Source organism: Desulfobulbaceae bacterium, assembly GCA_013792005.1.
Taxonomy (GTDB): Bacteria; Desulfobacterota; Desulfobulbia; order Desulfobulbales; family VMSU01; genus VMSU01.
Genome location: VMSU01000190.1, coordinates 22634 through 43726, shown reverse-complemented (window position 1 = coordinate 43726; position 21093 = coordinate 22634). Strand labels below are relative to the sequence as shown.

The 21093-nt window shown below is 48.1% G+C and carries 11 protein-coding genes, 2 tRNA genes and 1 other RNA gene; all 14 read right to left on the bottom strand.

The window, feature by feature from the left end; translation table 11 throughout:
• The 14 genes from FP815_12255 to FP815_12190 all read right to left on the bottom strand — a co-directional run bounded on the left by FP815_12255 (position 1) and on the right by FP815_12190 (position 20727).
• Positions 1–2418 carry a phenylalanine--tRNA ligase subunit beta gene (locus tag FP815_12255; GenBank protein MBA3015700.1) on the bottom strand — a complete coding sequence of 806 codons (2418 nt, stop codon included), beginning with the start codon at positions 2416–2418 and terminating at the stop codon, positions 1–3.
• 26 nt (positions 2419–2444) lie between these two features.
• Positions 2445–3464 (bottom strand): phenylalanine--tRNA ligase subunit alpha, encoded by a 1020-nt coding sequence (gene pheS / locus FP815_12250; GenBank protein ID MBA3015699.1) that lies wholly within the window; start codon positions 3462–3464, stop codon positions 2445–2447.
• Between the two features lie 19 nt (positions 3465–3483).
• On the bottom strand, positions 3484–3828 hold the full coding sequence (gene rplT, locus FP815_12245; GenBank protein ID MBA3015698.1) for a 50S ribosomal protein L20: 345 nt from the start codon (positions 3826–3828) through the stop codon (positions 3484–3486).
• A 149-nt stretch (positions 3829–3977) separates the two neighbouring features.
• A complete protein-coding gene (gene rpmI / locus FP815_12240) occupies positions 3978–4175 on the bottom strand; it encodes a 50S ribosomal protein L35 (protein MBA3015697.1) in 198 nt (65 codons plus the stop codon).
• A 17-nt stretch (positions 4176–4192) separates the two neighbouring features.
• Positions 4193–4735, bottom strand: coding sequence for a translation initiation factor IF-3 (locus tag FP815_12235; protein ID MBA3015696.1), 543 nt, complete (start codon positions 4733–4735; stop codon positions 4193–4195).
• Between the two features lie 46 nt (positions 4736–4781).
• Positions 4782–6713 (bottom strand): threonine--tRNA ligase, encoded by a 1932-nt coding sequence (thrS, locus tag FP815_12230; GenBank protein MBA3015695.1) that lies wholly within the window; start codon positions 6711–6713, stop codon positions 4782–4784.
• 76 nt (positions 6714–6789) lie between these two features.
• A tRNA-Val gene (locus tag FP815_12225) sits at positions 6790–6866 on the bottom strand.
• A gap of 91 nt (positions 6867–6957) precedes the next feature.
• Positions 6958–7557: a recombination protein RecR gene (gene recR / locus FP815_12220; GenBank protein ID MBA3015694.1), complete on the bottom strand. Its 600-nt coding sequence runs from the start codon at positions 7555–7557 to the stop codon at positions 6958–6960.
• A gap of 168 nt (positions 7558–7725) precedes the next feature.
• Entirely contained in the window at positions 7726–8046 is a 321-nt protein-coding gene (locus tag FP815_12215) for a YbaB/EbfC family nucleoid-associated protein (protein MBA3015693.1), read from the bottom strand.
• A 253-nt stretch (positions 8047–8299) separates the two neighbouring features.
• Complete coding sequence (gene dnaX / locus FP815_12210; protein ID MBA3015692.1) at positions 8300–10096, bottom strand: DNA polymerase III subunit gamma/tau; 1797 nt, start codon at positions 10094–10096, stop codon at positions 8300–8302.
• 74 nt (positions 10097–10170) lie between these two features.
• Positions 10171–10269: signal recognition particle sRNA small type (ffs, locus tag FP815_12205), an RNA gene on the bottom strand.
• 26 nt (positions 10270–10295) lie between these two features.
• Positions 10296–10383 (bottom strand) — tRNA-Ser (locus tag FP815_12200).
• Positions 10384–10615: 232 nt separating this feature from the next.
• Entirely contained in the window at positions 10616–11065 is a 450-nt protein-coding gene (locus FP815_12195) for a DUF1566 domain-containing protein (GenBank protein MBA3015691.1), read from the bottom strand.
• A 47-nt stretch (positions 11066–11112) separates the two neighbouring features.
• Positions 11113–20727 (bottom strand): DUF1566 domain-containing protein, encoded by a 9615-nt coding sequence (locus tag FP815_12190; protein MBA3015690.1) that lies wholly within the window; start codon positions 20725–20727, stop codon positions 11113–11115.
• Positions 20728–21093: the final 366 nt, after the last annotated feature.

The following is a 21093-nucleotide window of genomic DNA, read 5'->3' as shown; positions in this document are numbered from 1 at the left end:
TCATAACTCCCGTAATTGGCCATCAAATCGAGTACGAATAAATTCCATGATGGCATTGTGAACCTTACCAACAGCTCCATCATCAAGCGTCTGCTCTTCAGAATGATAAGTAATTGACAAAGCGACACTTTTCATCCCTTCAGCAATAGGCTTCCCTCGATACACATCAAATATCTCGACTCGACGGACAAGTGGAAAGTTATTGTCCATGATCGATGCTGCTATTTTGCCCGCACCAACATCCTCTCTGACAACACAAGCCAAATCCCAGGAAACCGAAGGAAATTTGGATAGAGGCTTAAACAAGGGCCGTGCTGGTTCAAGGTCGAAAATTAGATCAAGGTCAATATCAAAAAAGAAAACATCCTGCTTAATGCCAAATGATTTCAACGTTGATCTCTTAAGTTGCCCAAGAATTCCAACTTGCAGATCCCCGACCACTATGGCGAGCGATACCGCCTGATCAACGTATATAGGCGGCGTATTAAAAGCAACACACTGAACTTTACTCAACCCGAGTTGATTCATTATGATCTCAACTATACCCTTCAGATCATAAACATCAAACAACCGTGAGCCATAATGGAGAACTGGCGAATCGACACCGGGTCTTCCTGAAAAAACTGCAGTCAGTCGTAAGCCCTCATGAGGCTGTTCCTGCCCAGACACTGGCCAAAATACTTTACCTATCTCAAAAAGGCCGATGTCACTATTCTGACGATTCAAGTTATGCTTAAGATTCTCCATCAACCCGGGCAACAACATGGTTCTCATTACACCTTGATCATCTGCCAGGGGATTGATCAACTTTACCTGATTCCGTAGCGGATCATCTGCTCTCAATCCTAAAAGATCGCCATACCGCTCCGAGGTAAAGCTGTAATTGACTGCTTCATATGCCCCAAGGGCTACCATTACAGTCGCAAGACGTTGCCTGATTGATCTCGCAGGGTCCTGAACTGACATGCTCATGGGAACAACGGGCATGGTTGACGGAATTTCATTATAACCCTTTAATCGAGCTATTTCTTCTATCAGGTCGATTTCACGTTCAATATCGACTCTGAAACTAGGTGCAATGACCTGCAACGTATCAGGGCCTGCAACTGTGGATTCTATACCAATCCGGGCAAGTAACGAAGAAATTTCCGATTGATCTACGCTAATTCCGAGCTGTGCGCACGTCCTGCTGGTTCTCAAGATGATTTGCTTGGGCACAAAAGAATTGGCGGCACAGTCAATTCCTCCTGGGACGAGTTCTGCCTCGCACAACTCTACAATTAACTGTGCCGCCCGCTCAAGAGCATTAATTGTTCCCCTGGGATCAACACCGCGCTCAAAGCGGTATGATGCATCAGTGGATAACGCTAATGCTCTACTGGTGCGACGAATACCAACCGCATCAAAGCAAGCGCTTTCAAGCAGAATTTCGGTAGTCTGTGCTGATACTTCCGAATTCTGCCCACCCATGACTCCTGCAATAGCAACCGGTCTTTGTCCATCACATATCAACAGCATGTCGGCATCAAGTGACCTGTCGACACCATCAAGAGTGGTCATCCTCTCGCCTTCAACAGCATTGCGAACGATTATTTTTTGGCCATGGACTAGGGAGAAATCAAAGGCATGAAGTGGCTGCCCGTATTCGAGCATCACGAAATTGGTAATATCAACGACATTATTGATTGGACGAAGCCCTACTGCCATCAACAGTCGTTTTAACCACCATGGGGAAGGACCAACAGTAACATTCTTAAGCAGACGTGCTGCATAACGAGGGCAAGCTTCTGGAGCAGAAACTTCAACAGCAAAAGCCTCGTGATTGGTCGCGAGGGGGAAAGCGGAACTCACCGGCATCTTCAACTGTGCGCCAGTAACACCAGCCACTTCACGAGCTATCCCGATAAGACTAGTACAATCGGCTCGATTAGGGGTAATATCAACCTCAATCATAGTGTCGAGCAACCCCAAAGCATCAACCAGCCTATCACCACAACGACACTCTTCAGACAATTCCATGAGCCCGGCGCTGTCTATGGCAATGCCGAGTTCTGTACCAGAACACAACATTCCCTCAGAAACCTCACCTCGGAGTTTGGAAGTTTTGATCACAAACCCAGCAGGCATTGTGCACCCTGGCAAAGCAACGGGTACAAGCATACCAGCCTTGACATTCGGGGCGCCACAGACAATCTTTTTTCGGTCATCACCTACAATGACCTCACAAAGAGTGAGTTTATCGGCGTTGGGATGCTTTGCGACAGAGAGCACCCGCGCGACTTTAATCTGATCAATGTTTTGATAGAGTGCCTCTACCGCATCAACCTCAAGCCCCAGCATAGTAAGCCGGTGAGCAAGTTCGGTCGGGGTGAAACTAAAGTCTACGTATTGCTTGAGCCAATTAACGGTAAATTTCATTGGATATATTTTAGACTGAGAGCTGCTTAGAACTGCCGCAAGAAACGGATATCATTTTCATAAAACAGCCGAATATCTGTAATGCCATATTTGAGCATCGCAATCCGTTCGACCCCTAAACCAAAGGCAAATCCGCTATACTGTTCAGGGTCATAACCAACTTTAGCAAAAACTTCTGGGTCAATTAATCCAGCGCCAAGAATCTCTAACCACCCAGTCTGTTTACAGACACGGCACCCTGCCCCTGCACAAATAACACAGGCAATATCAACTTCCGCGCTTGGCTCAGTAAATGGAAAAAAACTTGGACGAAAACGTATTGCCGTATCCGGTGAAAAAACTTGTGAGATAAAAGTCGACAGAACTCCCTTCAAGTCTGCAAATGAGACATTTCGGTCAACCAGAAATCCTTCTACCTGGTGAAACATGGGAGTATGCGTAATATCGGAATCACAGCGATAGACTTTGCCTGGTGCGATCATCCTCAACGGAGGCGACTGTTTTTCCATGGTGCGCACTTGCATCGGCGAAGTGTGCGTTCTGAGCAGGACATTGGAGCTGATGTAGAAGGTGTCATGCATATCACGAGCTGGATGATGCTCAGGGATATTAAGTCCTTCAAAATTATAGAAATCGAGTTCGATATCTGGCCCTTCCGCCACAGTAAAACCAAGGCGCTCAAAAATAGCGCAGATATCTGACATGACCTGTGTTACCGGATGATGCTTACAAAAAGGGGTAGCACGGCCAGGCAAGGTCAAATCATCTAAAATTATGGCTTTACTTTTCGAGGCGCCTGATACTGAGTCGAAAGATGACTGTTTCTCAGAAAAAGCCGCCTCGATCTGCTGTTTTATCTCATTGGCCAGCTTACCAAATCGAGGTCGGTCAGCTTCTGATACTTGACTCAAGCTGCGCATAATTGAAGTAAAAAGGCCTTTACGGCCCAGATACTTTACTCGGCAGGACTCCAAGCCATCACAGGCTTGAACAGCATCAATACTTTCCAACGCCTCGCTTTTTAGGCAGAGGAGTTCTTCTTCCATAGGAAACGGAGATGGCAAGTTATGAAGCCAGCTTTATAACTTGGGTGAAGGCGTTGGGATCGAGAATGGCCATATTGGAAAGAACCTTACGATCAAGTTCAATCTTTGCCTTTTTCATACCACCAATCAGCTTGCTGTAAGAAAGTCCGTTCATTTTGGCAGCTGCTGAAATACGAGCTATCCATAACCGACGGAAATCTCGTTTCTTTTGACGACGATCACGATAAGCATAACACAGCGCGCGTTCAACGGCTTCGGTGGCTGATCTGATCAGACGATGTCTACCACCAACATACCCTTTGGCCATTTTCAATACTCTATTTCTTCGGCGACGCGCCTTAAAACCACGGCTAACTCTAGGCATCGTATTCTCCTTGCTCGTAATGCACGATAAAAAATTATATATAACTAGCTCAGGTGATCATTCAATCCGTAATCTATTACAGCTTTTACACAAGTGATAGAAAATTAAAAAACATTATACAACCGATCTGCCCTGAATGAAAAAACGACTTATAAGTACGGAAGTAATTTCTTGATGTTTGGTGCGTTAGTTGGATCGACCAATGCGCTCTTACGCAAATTACGCTTCCGCTTGGTGGTCTTCTTGGTCAAGATATGACTGGAGAAGGCCTTACTGCGTACTATTTTTCCAGACGCACTCATTTTAAATCTCTTGGCAGCGCCTCTATTTGTTTTCATCTTTGGCATTACAAATCTCCCTCACATTATTTGGGCCCGACATACATGACCATCTGTCGGCCTTCCATTTTTGGTTCTTGAACTATAATCGCTATATCCATTACGGCATCAGCGATTTTCTTTAACGTATCATTCCCTTGAGTCTCTGCATAAACAATCTCTCTACCTCGGAAACGAACCGTGATTTTTACTTTATTTTTTTGTTCAATAAACTTACGAATATTTTTTATCTTAAAATCAAGGTCATGTTTCTCAGTTTTCGGCCTGAGTTTAATTTCCTTTACCTCGATAACGGTCTGCTTCTTTTTGGCCTCTGCAAGTTTCTTACTCTGTTCATACCGAAACTTGCCATAATCCATTATCCGGCATACAGGAGGTTCTGCATTAGCTGATACTTCAACCAAGTCAAGGCCTGCTTCTTGTGCCGTTCGCAACGCTACAAGGTTGGACAATATGCCAAGCTGTTCTCCGGTTTCAGAAATAACTCGAACTTCCTTGTTATTAATCTGATTATTTATTCTGACCCTTGCCTCTGCACCCTTGGGAGCAGCCTTTGTTCGACCTTTAATATTCGCACCTCATACATTAGGTTTTTTTGAACAATACCATTCACTGTCACTCCGAACTAACAGGGATCTGGCTTTCCACTCTGATCATCTCGATGAACTCAGGGACAGACATAGCAGGCAAATTCTGACCGTCACGTAAACGAACCGTCACTTTTTGCTCCTCAACTTCTTTATCTCCGATGATCAACATATACGGTATCTTGACCAATTGGGCCTGCCGTATCTTATAGTTTAGCTTTTCGTTTCTAAAATCTTTTTCAATCCGAATGCCAGATTTCTTCATCTGACGATATACACCTTCTGCGTATTCAGCCTGTGCATCGGAGATATTCATAACCCTGGCTTGAACAGGGGCGAGCCATAACGGAAATACCCCTGCGTAATGTTCAATCAGTACTCCGAAAAATCGTTCAAGAGATCCCATCAATGCCCGATGAATCATAATAGGCTGATGCTCGGCGCCATCTTCACCAGTATAGGTTATACCAAATCGTTCAGGGAGATTGAAATCTACCTGAATTGTTGAACATTGCCAATAACGGCCAAGGACATCTCTAATCTTAATATCAATCTTAGGACCATAAAAAACTCCCTCCCCTGGATCAACCTGAAAGGAAAGACCTTTATTTTCCAGAGCAAGCTTCAGCGCATCTGTCGCTTTCTCCCAATTTCCATCACTACCAACGTATTTTTCAGGACGCGTTGACAGATAAATCTGATAGTCTGAAAATCCGAAAGTCTTCAGAATATGAAGATTCAAATCAAGAATATTGAATATCTCTTTTTCCAACTGCTGAGGCAGACAGAAGATATGAGCGTCATCCTGAGTAAAGCCACGGACACGCATCAGGCCATGGAGGGCGCCAGTCCTTTCATAACGATATACGGTACCCAGTTCACACCAGCGAATCGGGAACTCTCGATAACTCCGTTTTCTCGACTGATAAATAGCGATGTGAAATGGACAGTTCATCGGCTTGATCTGGTAATTGACATCGTCAACTACCATGGGAGAAAACATGTCATCCACATAAAAATCGAGATGGCCAGAGGTCTTCCACAGATCACGCCGTGCTATCTGAGGCGTAAAAAGTAACTCATAATCATTACGATAATGCTCGTCCTTCCAGTAATCCTCGAGCAATTTCCTGAGTTGTGCACCCTTCGGTTGCCACAAGATCAAACCAGGACCGACTTGATCACTTATGGTAAAAAGCTCAAGCTCTTTGCCAAGTTTGCGGTGATCCCTTTTTTTCGCTTCTTCAAGATTATAAAGAAAGAGTTTCAGCGCCTTCGGGTCAGCAAAAGCAGTCCCGTACAAACGCTGGAGCATGGCGTTCTTCTCATCACCACGCCAATACGCCCCTGCCACCTTAATAAGAGTAAAGGCTTTAAGCCAGCCGGTACTAGGCAGATGCGGCCCTCGACAAAGATCGACAAAATCACCCTGCTGATAGAGACTGACTCTCTCAGCATCTAATTCCTGGATGATTTCCAGCTTATATTTCTGTCCTTTCTCTTGAAAAAACGCAAGCGCTTCAGCTTTACTGACCTCTGTCCGAACAAAAGGACGGTCAGCATCAACGATGGACTGCATCTGTACTTCTATTTTTTCAAAATCGTCAGTCGAGAAAGGCTCTTTCTTGTCAAAATCATAGTAAAAACCATCTTCAACCGAGGGACCTATCGTCACTTGCACTTTGTGCCCATACAGGTCGAGTACTGCCTGAGCCATGATGTGAGCAGCGCTATGCCTCAAGACATCAAGCCCCTCAGTACTCTCAACAGAAATGGCCTCGACAACGGCATTCTCAGTGAGTGTGCTGCTCAGATCAACAAGATTTCCGTTGACTCTGGCGGCAACAGCACTTTTTCTGACCTTGTTGGGATATAAAGACTTAATCGCCTCCGCCACGGTGCTGCCATTCGGCACATCCTTACTCTCACCAGTCGGATTGGAAATACAAATCTCGCTCATCGTGTACAACACCCCAACAAAAACTACCCTTATGAACAAATAAGCTCCGTACAAAGTACGAAGCTTAATGATTAACTGGTAGGCACGAGCGGATTCGAACCGCTGACCTCTTGCGTGTCGAGCAAGCGCTCTAACCAACTGAGCTACGCGCCTATGACCATTATATTTTTCCTACAACTGCTTAATGCGTTTATCCGTCCGTGAATACCAATAATTGTGGCCCATGTCAAGGATATTGTCTCATTTATTTAGCTGTCATCCGTGATTCTATTGAGCGGGCCAGGGTATGTTCATCGGCATATTTAATGTCCATTCCTAAGGGAATTCCGCAGGCCAAACGAGAGACACCAACCATGTTTTTGAGACGCTCGGCAAGATAGGAAGCAGTCGCCTCTCCTGGCACAGTGGAACTGGTAGCCAGCAGCACTTCACATACTCCGCCAGCCTTGACCCGATCAAGTAAGGCATCAACTTTGATCTCTGATGGACCAATCCCGTCCATGGGAGACAGCACTCCATGCAAGATATGATACAACCCCTGAAACGCCCCTGTTTTCTCAATAGCGATGAGGTCCCCTGGACCTTCAACCACACAAATCATCTGCCTGTCTCTGCTCTCATCGCTACAGATCATACATGGATTATGCTCAGAAAAAGCAAAGCAGCTCTCGCAGAGGCGAATAGCTGCATGTAACTCAGCGAGATCACTTGCAAAACCATGAGCCTCGGCCTCAGGTCGTCTCAGAATATGCAGAGCCAGCCGGGTAGCGGTTTTTTTACCTACCCCGGGCAAACGTTCAAAATCATGAATTAGACGAGCCAAAGCAGCTGGTACGACCTCCATACACTTCCCTGTCGATTAAAAGATTCATGGTCAATCATGACTCATTGAATAATGTGTGATATCAGTGAGTAAACGACCACTTCTCTACTCACTAACCGTCAACTGTCAACCGCAAACCGATGCCTAAATAACTACGAAAATAGGCACTTTCGTGCCAGAACATATCAATCAGGAAAACATCCCCGACATACCAGGAATATTAAAACCACCGGTCAAATGACGCATTTCATTTTGCATCGCTTCGCGTGCCTTCCGCATAGCATCATTGACTCCAGCGACAATGAGATCCTCAAGTAACGTTTGTTCTTCCGGATTAATTACCTCGCGGTCAATTGCGATTGATAACAACTCGCTCTTACCATTGACCGTCACTGTCACCATCCCACCCCCGACGGTTACGGTGATCTTCTGCCCAGCCAATTCATCCTGAATTTCAGCCATCCGTTTTTGGAAATGCTGCGCGTGTTGCATAACTTGATTAATATCCATACAACCCTCCCGATCGTGTATTCAAAATCACAATGCCCCCTCACTACAAAGTGCCTAAGAAAAAGCGTAATTACACAGGTTAACGGTAATCAGTTATCGGTTTACGGTTAAAAGAATCATGATTAGTCATAAATCATCGCATGATACTCAATATCAGTGTGTCCTCATCCATTGGCAGGACCCAATCACCGTCAACCGTCAACCGTCAACTGTAAACCGACAAGCTGAGCAGTTACGAAAAAGCACCATTATCTCACCGACTCCTGGGGCCGGTCCTGATTCCCGTCACTTGGCCTCCAAAAATCTCCACAGCAATTTGCACCCTGGGATCGTTGGACAAAGCACGTCGGTCTTCCTGGGGTTGATCAAGCTCACCACCTGTCGTCTTTCCTGCCACCTCAATCCTGACACCAAGTTCCTTCTGGAAAAAATCCTGGGCAAACTCAGTGAGAAGCTTACGATTGGCTGCATCCTGCAACATGTGACATTCAGCAGATTCGTCATAACGTACAATGAGCGTACCATTCTCTTCCGTCACCTTCTCAGCCTGACCGAGCGTGACGGCCATCCACTTTTTACGCTCTCGAACATGACCAAGAAAAGCATCCCAATCGCGCTCCACATTGCGCACAGCTTGGCATGAAACATGTGTGCTGTCTACAAGGGAATGACTCTCGTCCTCCACCTCTTCATCGTCCGTCGTCTCCTCCTCCGCCGTCACCACAGCAGACAAAGAAGAGTCTGACGCCTTTGCCGCTGGCTCTGCAGGAACAACAACCGAGGCGCTTACATGGATGATTCCTGGTACAGGCTTGCTCACAGACCCTACACCCGCTACCCCCCTATCAATCGTAGAGGCAGGCGCCAACATATCTCCTTCCGGAAGAGAAGATGGAAAAATCGGCGCCGGATGCCCGTCAAGCAGTGCATCAAGCCGCGTGAGAATGGTTGAAACAGGCACAATCGCTCCGGCCTGCACGACTTTTACGAAAAGCATCTCGATGATCATCCTGGGATGAGCAGCATACTGCATCTCCTCCATCCCTTTCAATACCAAACTAAACAAGTTGCTTAAAGTTTCAATGGAATGCCTGCCGGAAATTTCCTTAACCAATGCCATCTCCTGTTCGGAAATATCAAGGATGACAGATGGCTCTTTGCTGGTTTTAGCGATGAGGAGAGAACGGCAAAAAAAGAGCAGTCCCTGAGCGAAACGTTTCAGATCCATCCCCTGACTGTAGGTCTCATTGAGCAAAGACAAGGAGCCTGCCAAGTCCCCACCAAGAAGTGCCGAGGCAAGCGTTGCAAATACCCGACGATCCACCAAGCCCAAGACTAACCGCAGATCATCTTCCGTTACAGTATCTCCACCGAAGGCAAAGATCTGATCCAACAAACTTAAGCCATCACGAACACTGCCATCGGCCTCGGTGGCGATTATATCCAGTGCTGGCGAAGTAATTGTCACCCCTTCCCGACTGGCAATTGAGGCAAAAAAATCAAACAAGGCCTTAAACGGCACCCGCTTCAACTCATACCGCTGGCACCGAGAAAGGATAGTGACCGGAACCTTATGGATTTCTGTAGTGGCAAACATGAAAAACACATGCTCGGGCGGTTCTTCGAGGGTCTTGAGGAGAGCGTTGAAGGCCTCGGTTGTCAACATATGAACTTCATCAATGATGATAACTTTGAACCGTTCCTGGGCAGGCATGAAGCGGATATTTTCTTTCAGGTCGCGGATCTCCTGAATACCGCGGTTGGACGCGCCGTCAATCTCATGAAGATCAAGGGCATTGCCCTTAATGATTGCCAGACAGGAGGAACATTTGTCGCATGGGGCTTCAGCCGGATTATGACAATTTATGGCCTTAGCCATGATCCGAGCGATGGTGGTCTTGCCAACTCCACGAACGCCGCTGAAGATCAGAGCATGGGCGACACGGTTACGGCGAAGAGCGTTTTGAAGGGTGCGGACAATCGGTTCTTGACCGACGATGTCACAAAATGTTTGAGGACGCCATTTTCTGGCAAGAACGCGATATGACATGGACTACGAAAAGTGGTTACCGTTTTTTTTACTTGATCGGCAAAGCATTCGCACACCCGAGAGGACAAAAAAAAGATAGCCAGGCACCCCCGCGGCACATAAAGGTATTCACTACCGTTGCTTCCTCCCGGACCTGGCGGGGTTCGTGAGCCTTTATTGCGCGGGACCCGGCTATCAAAAAAAACAATCTATATGATGGTGGCGGAGAGGGAGGGATTCGAACCCTCGGTACGTTGCCGTACACACGCTTTCCAAGCGTGCTCCTTCGGCCACTCGGACACCTCTCCACAGCGTCCATGCAGTACGCTCAGGAAGGATTGAAAATGTCCATTCGAGACGCACTACATTTTAAGAGTGTATCATATACAATTAAATGATTAGTTTGGAAAGAAGAAAGTTAACCATTCTCTTCAACCTGTCACATTCAATACGCTGCAACCATGACAGAGTCTTTGCCCCCTGTACAATATACACTCCGTCTCAAATAAAAACCTGCTGCCGTCAGATTAAGCTCCGAGGCTAATTGCCTCCCCTTACACATCGAGCAAGGGAATACGGATTAACCTTATTATCCTGTGCTCCTGTGCCTTGCTCAAAAAAAACTGCAGCTGCCAGACCATTGGGGGGTGTTTGTCCCGGAATTGTGGTCGATGTCCAATAAAAGAAGGGAGAATTGTTATTTCCGAAAATCGGGTCAATAGCTGGATTGGACCGACTATCATCAACAAGAGAGAGCAACGCCTTATAATTAGGGAGGCGCCAGTCTATCGCCCCACCCAGAGACAATCCTTCGCAATACGCGATAGCCCCTTCCCAGGTCCTTTGCACACCATCGTCCGTCTGCTGCCAGACAAGTTTAGTGCGGGTATCGGTTACCGTACCGTTGCCATTGTCGGTATAATTCACTGCCCAGGCTGGTATCGCCAACAACACGCCAATAACTGCCAGAAAATTACGAATCTTAATCATCACTTCTCCTCATGATAAACTTTGATACTATTCAATTTCCGCAACCCTCACCGACCTCCACGAACGCATCGCACATAATTGGCGCCTGTCTTTTGCAGCGGGAACAGAGGATTAACTAAATTAGTAAAAGACACCGTCCAGGCGCTTGTAGACGACAGAGCACCTGAGACACCTGTCCAATATCTATCCGATTTGGTGCTGGTAAAAGTTGGATTGATGGCTGGTTGCTGTCGCCCCATATCCAAAATTGTGATCAATTCCTGTCGGCTCGGCAATCGCCAGTCGGATTGATTTCCAAGAGTCAGATCACTGCAATAACTGATGGCAGCATCCCAGTTCCGTTTGGTATTGTCATCTTGCTGTTGCCAAATCAGACCAGTATTCTGATCAACCACTGTAGCACCTTCCACCACATAGGATAATGGGTTAAGCGGATAATCATGATCCTCGCCAAAGGTATTTGTATACGAAGTGGTCTGGCCACTATCCGGGAACTGATAGGACTGCTGATCAACTGAACACCCAGAGGCATCGACAGTTGCACCAGAGGCGGTAAAAGGGCACTGATCCAGTGCATCGGAAACCCCGTCATGATCGGTATCCAACTGCGACAGCGCACAGCCATTGACATCGACGCTCTGACCGGTCGGGGTAGCCGAACAAAGATCCAGGTCATCGTTAACAGTGTCGTTATCGGTATCGAGTTGCGAAAGTGCACAGCCGTTGCTATTTACAGCCTGCCCTGCCGGGGTATTGGGGCAGAGATCCTGAGTATCTGCCACGGTATCCTGGTCAGTATCGGCACAGCCATCTGCCGCAACAGGCTGCCCTGCAGGAGTCCCGGGACAGAGATCAAGGGGATCGACAACACCATCGTGATCGGAATCCAGTTGCAACAGGGCACAACCATCAGCATCAACAGCCTGTCCGACCGGGGTATTGGGGCACAGATCAACTGCATTCTGAACAAGATCTTCGTCGTCATCCAGATAGAGATCATCATTGACAATGGTTACTGTCGCTGATGCCGGGGTACCAATAGCTGCAATACCGGTGGCAAAATACAGGATGGCATTCACGGTTTTGTTAACGGAATGCACGTTATTGTCCACAATAGGAATAACAAAGGTCTTGTCAGCCATGTCTCCATCGGCCCAGTTTAACCACCCCATAGTGAGTCCATAATCTGAAAATAGAACTGCCGATCCGCCATTAGCCTCATAATACACCCCTACCGGACCAGTGCTGTTTCCGGTTCTTTTGGCCGTAATAGTTGCTACCCCACCATTCTCATTAACAGAATAGGTCGAAGAGTCCAAAGCGATAAGAGCCGGCACCTCGTCTTCAACGATAGTCAACCAGGTCCAATATTGGGTCCCTATAATTGCACCGCCTGCTGGATTGGTAAGCTGAATCCATACTCGCCTGTTGAGTGATGAATACGCGAGATTGTCGATGATACTTACTGTAAATGTCTTGTCAGTCATATCACCAATCCCCCAAACCAGTGTGCCAGAGGTGGCAGTGTATTGCGTGCCTACCTGGGCATCCCCACCACTCGTAGCATAATTTACTGACACTGACTTACTCGCCCCTCCAGTTCGAGAAACAGTAATAGTTGCTGTACCAGCATTCTCGTTAACACTATACGATGCACTCGGAAAGGCTATGATGGTTGCGGGCTCTAGCTCATCATCAACAATAGTCAACAGCGCTGTACTTGAGTTACCCAAGGTCGCAAGATGACCCGCAGGTGAGGAAAGCAAGAGAGATAGGGTTTTATCAAGATTATACAGAGTGTTATCAACGACACTCACACTAAAGGCCTTGTCAGACATGTCTCCATCATCCCAGTGCAACGTGCCGGAGGTGGTAACATAATCAAGGCCTGATGTGGCTGTACCATTGTCCAAAGTGGCATAATCCACTGACACCGCCCCCTGGCTACTGCCGGCACGCGAAACTGTAACCGTAATGCTCCCGGCATTCTCAACGACGCGATAGCTTGAGGCTCTGAGGGTCAGCAACGATGGTAGAGGGCTGGAGACTCCCTCAGTCTCCGTAAACTTATTCAGGGTAATAATTGAATGAGTCGCATAAGGGGGGGCATCCCAAGTAATAGCTGGTTTTGTTGTTGCCAGTTCAGAAAATGCTTTAGAGGCAACACCTCCCTTAATTCCAGGTAATGCAAAATTCATATTTTCCGTATAATTCTCGTTATCACTAATTCTCGTTGATGCAAACGAAGAGTTAGCTGTGTCAGTCCAAGTATAGATCCCATAGCCGCCAGTACCAACACCCAGGGGAAACGGGGTAATAGCCCATGGCTTACTATAATAGGACAACCATGCGTAGCGAGGGCGTAATGTACCGCCAGCAGCCGCAATCGGATTAGTCTGGTCAACATTGCTGTAGCTTGCCATAGAAGCTGCCAGGGTCTGATATCTGCCATCAACAGAAACTTGCACAACATCGCCGTTTCTTGAGGAAATCTCATCCTCTGTCAGATAACCAAGCCATGTTGCCGAGGATGATAGTTGCATGGTTGCCTGAGTCAACGGCTTGCCGCCATAGGTAACACTAAAGGTTTGAACATCTTGATTTATGCATGAAATAGCAACCAACAGAAGACGATTTGAACCGGCGCTGATACTGAAATCCCCGTTCACAGTAGAGCTTGAGCCAGAGATCTGCGGCACAGCGGGCCAACCGTCCAATACAGCAACACCTGGCGCCTCGATAGTCAGCACCCCATCTGTGGCACCTCCTAAAGCCGCGCCGCCTGTAGGATTACTGAGGCTGAAGATAACCGTTTCATTTCCCTCAACCTCTTCGTCCTCTAAGATAGTGATCGAAAAAGTCTGGCTTCCGGTTTGACCATTCGCCCAAACCAAGTTGCCAGAAGCGGCAATGAAATCACTACCAGCCGTCGCCGTGCCGCCGTTCGTCGCACAACTTACACTAACCGAACCAGTCGAACCACCAGAACGAACGGCAGTAATAGCCACTGTCCCGATGTTCTCATTAACGCTATACGTTGCCGCTGTCAGGGCAATGGTACCGGCTTTTGCTTCATCATCAACAATAGTGAGCACCGCTGTCTTCAGACTTCCATCAAGAGTAGCGCCACCAGTGGGTGACGAAAGCACGATACCCACTGTTCTATCAGCTGATTGCACTGAATTATTAAGAATAGGTATAGTAATAGATTTAGCAGAGGTATCGCCGTCCGCCCAATTCAAATTGCCGGCGACATGACTGTAATCGGTGTTGGCAATTGCCGTACCGCCGCTCGTCGCATAGTGAACTCTCACTGCCCCGTTGTAACCATTCGCACGAGTCACTGTGACGACCGCTGTCCCGGCATCCTCACCAACCGAATAAGTCATGGCTGCCAAAGCTAAGTTGCCCGGAAAATCATCACCATCAACAATGGTCAGCACCGTCGAATTTGGGCTACCCAAAGTCGCAAGGCCAGTAAGTGAGGTAAGGGATATATTCACGGTTTCGTTCCCTTCCCATTGACTATCACGATTAACTTCAACCAGTAACTTCTTGTCCGCCATGTCTCCGTCAGCCCAAGAGATGGTGCCTGAACTCGGATGAAGATGATAATCCCAGTAAGTATCATACCAGTTTATTTCATAGTCAACCGCCGTGCTGCTGGAACTCTCATAATTGACAGTTACTGCCCCATCAGATCCACCAGTCCGTTGGGCAGTGATATACACCCAGCCAGTGAGACTATCCTCATCGATCGAATAGGCAGAAGAGGTCAAAGCGATAGTCCCGGGGTGATCATTATCGATAATGTTCAACACCGACGAAGCAGAAGAACAGAAGAACGCTCCACCTGTTGGATTGCTGAGGGTCAAGGTTACACTCTTATTGTCTTCAGGCTCAGTGTCATCAACAATAGGAACGATAAAGTTCTTGGCAGACAGGTCCCCCGCTGCCCACGACAGCGCACCCGAGACAGGACCGAAATCAATTCCTGCCGCAGCCGTATCTCCCGTCGCCAAATAATCCACACTGACTGGCCCGGTCGAGGTCCCATGACGATTGACTGTGATGGTCGCTGCTCCGCCATCCTCTTTAATAGTGTATGTCCCAGCGCTGAAGCACACTCCGGATTCATCCTCAGCTATGGTCAATACCGCCATGTTACTGGTTCCAAGGAGCGCTCCGCCGGTGGGATTGGTCAAGGCCAGATAAATTGTCTTATCACCCTGATATTCCGTATTATCGTTGATCACTATTGAAAAAGTCTTGTTTGCCACATCACCTGGCGCCCAATTCAGGGTACCGCTTACCGGGAGATACTCCGTGCCGGGTATCGCAGTTCCGCCTGCAATCGTAGCGTAGTTCACGCTCACCGCCTCGGTCGCACTGTTGGCTCGCGAGGCAGTGATAACCACCTCGCCGCCATTTTCATTGACACTGTATGTTGAAGCAGTGAAAGCGATGGTCGACTCATCATTAACAATGGTCAACACTGCCGTGTTAGGTACACCAAGGATCGCTCCGGTGGGGTCGGTAAGCGTCACGTTTACCAGCTTATCGTAATTAGCCAGCTGATTATCCATAATGGGGACAGTGAAGGTCTTGGGGGTCATCTCGCCGTCACCCCAGCTCAAGTCTCCGGAGACCGGGGTAAAATCGATACCCGCGAGGGTCCAATAGATGCCGGACGAGGCCGCATAGTGGACGCTTACCGCACCGGATGCACTCCCCAGACGTTGCACTGTGATTGTCGCCTCCCCAACATTTTCTTTAACGCTGTACGTCGAAGTGGACATAGCGAATGCGACAGTTCCGGCATAGGAGTTGAGAGTAATCCCAGAACTGGACCCACTGCGATCAGTGCCACCACCGGTTGCATAGTAAGACCAACTCACAGTTGGATTGGTGTTTGCTGCCGAAGGGAATGGCTTCGATGCTATTCCGCTAGAATGAAGATAATCAGCATTCTCCGTGTAATTCTCGCTATCACTTATCCGGGTCAACAAAACACTGGACCAGTTATAGATAGCGTACCCCCCGGGACCAACCTGAAGCGGAGTCGTGTTGACCGCCGTCCGATATCCCCCGTCATAATTTAAGATAGGCCAGGAGTTCCCCCCACTGGTGGCAACAGGATTCGCCTGATTGACATTTTGGTAACTGGCGATAAATGCGACAACCTCGGTATGAACTCCATCGACGGTCACATTCACCACATTATCCGAGCGAAGAACAATATCGGCTTCTTTAAGATAACCAATCCAGGTCTGACGGTTAATCGAATTTTGTCGTGCAGCTTGAGTTAACAATCTTCCCCCATAGGTAGCGCTGAAATTCTGTCCAAAATCGCTGATGTTGTTGGATAGACATGAAACAGCCACCAGCAGCAGCCGATTAGATCCTGCGCCAATGATAAAGTTGTTGTTCGGACTCCCCAGAGGGTTGCCGGTCGTACCCTTAAGCTGCGGCGTGGCGGGCCAATCGTTAACAACCGCCACGGCCGGGGTAATGATATTTACTACCGCAGTAATCTGAGCACCTAAGTTGACACCGCCGGTCGGATTGTGAATATAAAGATTGAGTTTAGTATTTTTGATTACTATCGGATCCACCAATATGGGGATGAAAAAGGTTCGGCTTCCCGACTCCCCATTCGCCCAGGTCAGGGTACCTGCTGTGGGAGTGTAATTACTTCCGGCCTTGGCAGTGCTTCCGAATGAGTTAGTTGAATAGTCTACACTCACCACCCCTACTGCACTTCCCGTTCGATTGACAGTAATTGCCACTGTCCCTGCTGTCTCGTTTACAGTATAAGAGGCAGCCGCCAGAGCAACTGTGCCTGCTACAAAGTCATCATCAACTATTGTCAACACGGCGGTGTCGGGTCTCCCCAATATCGCGCCATTAGTGGAGTTGCTGAGCGTCAGGTTCACTGTCTCATGATACTCGGGTGTTGAATCAGGTCTGATGGTGATAAGAATGGTCTTTTCGGTGACGCCGTTATCAAAAGTCAAAGTACCGGTAGCGGCTGTATAGTCAGCGCCTGTACCAGTGCCTGCAGTTGCCGAACCATTTGAGGTTGCGTAGTCCACACTCACGCTACCCGTTGAACCACCCATCCGTGAAACTACGATGGCAACCGTACCGGTCTCGGCAACCGAGTAGCTGGCAGAACTGAAGGCTAAGACGCCCGGATTGGGGGCAGTAATCCGATACCCAATAACATCGAGCCCTAGGACATTCTTGATCGTCACATCAACAGTAGTCCCGTTAGCCGGGTAATTCGGATTAGCAATAGTTGCGATACAATTCGTCGGACTGCCGGTCATTATTGTCTCACCGCTGTCATACACCGTTCTCAAATTCGCACAGACACTGCTGGTGCTTGCCACAACCGTCAACGTGGATGTTGTGCTATCGTAAATGGCACTTTTGACCTTGACGCTGTTGGTCACCGACGGTAGGCTGGCTACCGGGGTGAGGCTTGCAAATACCGGTACTGACCGGGTTGTGTTGTTTAAGGTTACACTCGGGGGCACACCCAACTTCGCTGTCTCAGGGACTGAAATCCTGACAAAGGTTGGCGTATCCCAGGCTGGATATTGAAAGGCATCGTAATCCATGCCGGGGGCATTGCTTCTATAGTTGGTATTGATATATCCAGGAAAACCGCCATAGTTTGGGGTAAAAATATTGAATCCCGCAATCCCCGATTGAGGCGCGATATCGGTTGCCAGATGCTTCGAACGACCAGGAATATAATGGGCTGTATCACCTGGCCCACCTTCATTAACAGTCATAGCAGCACTACCACTGCCTCGGTGATTCGTCTTGCCAAAACCCTCAGCAGAAAAGGTCCAGGACGAGCCACCAAACCGACTGGGATGAGCGTGCCACAGGCCGACCTGAGTGGCCTTGACGCCATCATGACAACTTAAGCAGATCCCGTAATTATTAATCCTAGTTCCTGCACCCATAGTGCCGCCGGCAGTCATGGGAATAGTGTGTGCTGTCGTTTTATTCCAATTATTACGATATGTGGAATAATCAGAGTTAGGCCGTTCGAATCTGGTTACTATCATGTTCCCACCCTCAAATTTGACATGACATTTCTTGCACGCCATCTGAGTAGGCCGGGGCAATGACACTCCCGTATTTATTACACCATTGACATTGTCACCAGGCTTATTGGGCCCCCACTCCGGTCGTGGATCAACATGGCAGGTTTCACATTGACCAACCGCCGTGCGGGCAACAGTGTGATGATAGGCCGATATCGGCTCAATCGTATGACAACTCTCACAAAAACCGCCGCCATCCGGCAGGGTCCCTGTACCGACAACTCCCTTGCTGTTAGTGAATCCCTTAAGAATACCCCGTTTCTGGGCATCAAAGGCGTGGCAGGTCCGGCAGGCGTCGTGGATCGCAGCATCTGTCAGTGATACCGCAAGACCCGTTGCCGTCCCCGCCGTGTTCTTGTGACAAGAAACGCAATCCGTGCTGGCGGCCACGGTAATGCTGTGATCCACCGCCACGTGGCAGGTTGTGGCACAGTCGTTATTCGCCGCAGTAACAGTGTCATGATGAATGCCACCGGTCGGGAAAGTCGTTGGTTCATGACAGACCGTACAGGAAGCTGTCGTCACCGTATCAGCATTGCGGGCGTCACCATCGACACCAGTTCTGCGGGTCATGTTGCCACTGTCCGGATCGACATGACAGAGGGAACACTTATTACCATGAACATTCACCACGGTATCTAAACCTGAATGGCAGGATGAGCAGGCAGCCTCTGTGGTAAAAGAGAAACTGGTGTGGTGCAAAAGTCCTAGATCTGCTGATGCCGTATGACAAACCGCACATGAACCACCGCCGTCCGTCCCGCCAACGGTGCCGGCCTCAGGCAATGTGCCGGTGCCATTGACCCCCTTTTGATTGGTAAAGTTAACCAGCCTGCCGCGAAAAGCGCCGCCAAAGATATGACAGGTGCGGCAGGAATCATGGATAGCGCCATCAGTTAACGACACCGGCACACCGATCCCCATCCCTGCCGTGCCGGCATGACAGGTTGCCGTACAGGCCGGAGTGGTCGCCACCATAGGGCTATGGTTCACCGCCGTATGACACGATTCACATTCGTTATTCTGCGCCGAAGTGGTCTTATGATGAATTATACCAACCAACTGCTGAGTATCAAAATTGCTGCCAATGTGGCAGGCAAGACAATTAATATCAATACCACTTGCGCCTTTCCCGGTGGCAATAGCATTAGCGACGACACTTAGAGTAAGCTTTGTGCCGCTGTATTGGTGACAGGTGTTACACTGTGAGTGCAACATATCAATCTCTGCCTGGGCCCCTGTTTCATGGCAGTCAGCACATCTGGGAACAACAACACGATGATCATGGATCGCAAGTGTATCTTGATGACAAAAAGTACAGTTGCCCGCATCAGCATACCCATGGGCGGACTGATGATGAATAACGTCTGCGGTCAAAGACAGTGCGTTGAGATGACAATCGACACAGCTTGATGCATTAGTAGCTCCTAAGGCGCTGCCATCTACACCATTTAATGCCTCACCGTCTTTTTGCGGGCCACCGCCACCTGGCTCAACATGACAAAGCCCACAAGACCTGCTATGAATTTCCGTGGCAATATTCTGGATCGCATTGTCAGGGTCATGACAGGTTCGGCAATTACCAGCCCAAACGAAACTCGTATTATCATGGCCATTGCCTTTAAAACCTTCATTATGCTTATGGCAGGTAATACAATTACCTCTCTCGCGTCCTTTATGACTATCTGAACCTGTAGGCAACACACCGGAATTGGTAAAATGAGTGGTATCGGTATGACATACCTGGCAGATGCCGGTAGCGCTGGTCCCATCTCCCACAAATCCGCCAGCTGGATCGAAGAATTTAACATCCTTACCGGCAATGGTCTTTTTAATGAATTGACCATAAATGAGACCAAAGGTGTTACAGGTGGTAGTGTTACGAATTTGAGTTTGTGGATTTACATAATCGGGATTAACGGCATTCGGGTCGAGTTCCCCTTTGATAACGACTTCGACGGGAGTGGCGGAGATGATCGAAAAGGTGCTCAAAGCCTTTTGTCTGTCGTGGACCAATATTAAGCCCCGATCAGGATTAACCACACTCTTATTCGCCCAATCTGGATCAGTGGACAAAACCCCTACTTGCGGCCAATGCTGATTTTCAGTTGCCCCCCCATAGGCTATGGTAGACTGATTAAGAATACTATCATAGGTGAGTCCCAAAATTGTTCCAGTAACCAGATAAGGCTCCGTGGCGCTGCCAACCCAATCTAGCTGATCCTGATAATGAGGATTATGGCACGATGTACACCCTACTCCCCACACCCCATGGACGGTGGAATTTATTACTGTCGATGAATGGGTCGTAACTGCGGGGATATCTCTGCTACCATCATGACAATCCATGCAAACGGATTCAACAATTGAAGCATGGTCATTAGGGCCAGGATTTTGGCTGGCGGGGGAGTATTGCCACCAGAGTGAATAACTGTGACAAGTCGAACACGAGATTTCGTTGTGCGGCGCATCCACTACAGAGGCCATGGCAATTCGAGATATCAGGACAAAGTCAAAAAACATGATGCTTTTTTTCATAAAAAGTCCTTTTTATACTTTCACGTTTTAAAAAAACCGTTTCCATTATGAATGGTCATTCATCTCACTTTTTGCAAAAATAGTGCCACATTAACATTCGAGACTAATTAAATTTATACGGTTTCATGGTAGGTTCCTGCCCCATCAAGACTCGACACCAACATAATGTTGTCCTTGCTTACTAACAAACCACCCCACGTTCACCAGAGTAAACACCGTGGTTATTTCAGTAAAAACGGGTTATTTCACCATCACTCTGGCCAAATAGCCCACAATGCATCCGTCACAGACTACCACTTTTCCCCTTGGATCAGGTTTTCCGTGCAAGGATAAATTACTAAATAAGGGGAAATTCCCCGTACAAAA

Coding starts and splice junctions, on each gene's coding strand:
- FP815_12255 (MBA3015700.1), bottom strand. CDS start 2,418: ATGAAATTTACCGTTAATTGGCTCAAGCAATACGTAGACTTTAGTTTC.
- pheS (MBA3015699.1), bottom strand. CDS start 3,464: ATGGAAGAAGAACTCCTCTGCCTAAAAAGCGAGGCGTTGGAAAGTATT.
- rplT (MBA3015698.1), bottom strand. CDS start 3,828: ATGCCTAGAGTTAGCCGTGGTTTTAAGGCGCGTCGCCGAAGAAATAGA.
- rpmI (MBA3015697.1), bottom strand. CDS start 4,175: ATGCCAAAGATGAAAACAAATAGAGGCGCTGCCAAGAGATTTAAAATG.
- thrS (MBA3015695.1), bottom strand. CDS start 6,713: ATGAGCGAGATTTGTATTTCCAATCCGACTGGTGAGAGTAAGGATGTG.
- recR (MBA3015694.1), bottom strand. CDS start 7,557: ATGGAGGTCGTACCAGCTGCTTTGGCTCGTCTAATTCATGATTTTGAA.
- FP815_12215 (MBA3015693.1), bottom strand. CDS start 8,046: ATGGATATTAATCAAGTTATGCAACACGCGCAGCATTTCCAAAAACGG.
- dnaX (MBA3015692.1), bottom strand. CDS start 10,096: ATGTCATATCGCGTTCTTGCCAGAAAATGGCGTCCTCAAACATTTTGT.
- FP815_12195 (MBA3015691.1), bottom strand. CDS start 11,065: ATGATTAAGATTCGTAATTTTCTGGCAGTTATTGGCGTGTTGTTGGCG.
- FP815_12190 (MBA3015690.1), bottom strand. CDS start 20,727: ATGAAAAAAAGCATCATGTTTTTTGACTTTGTCCTGATATCTCGAATT.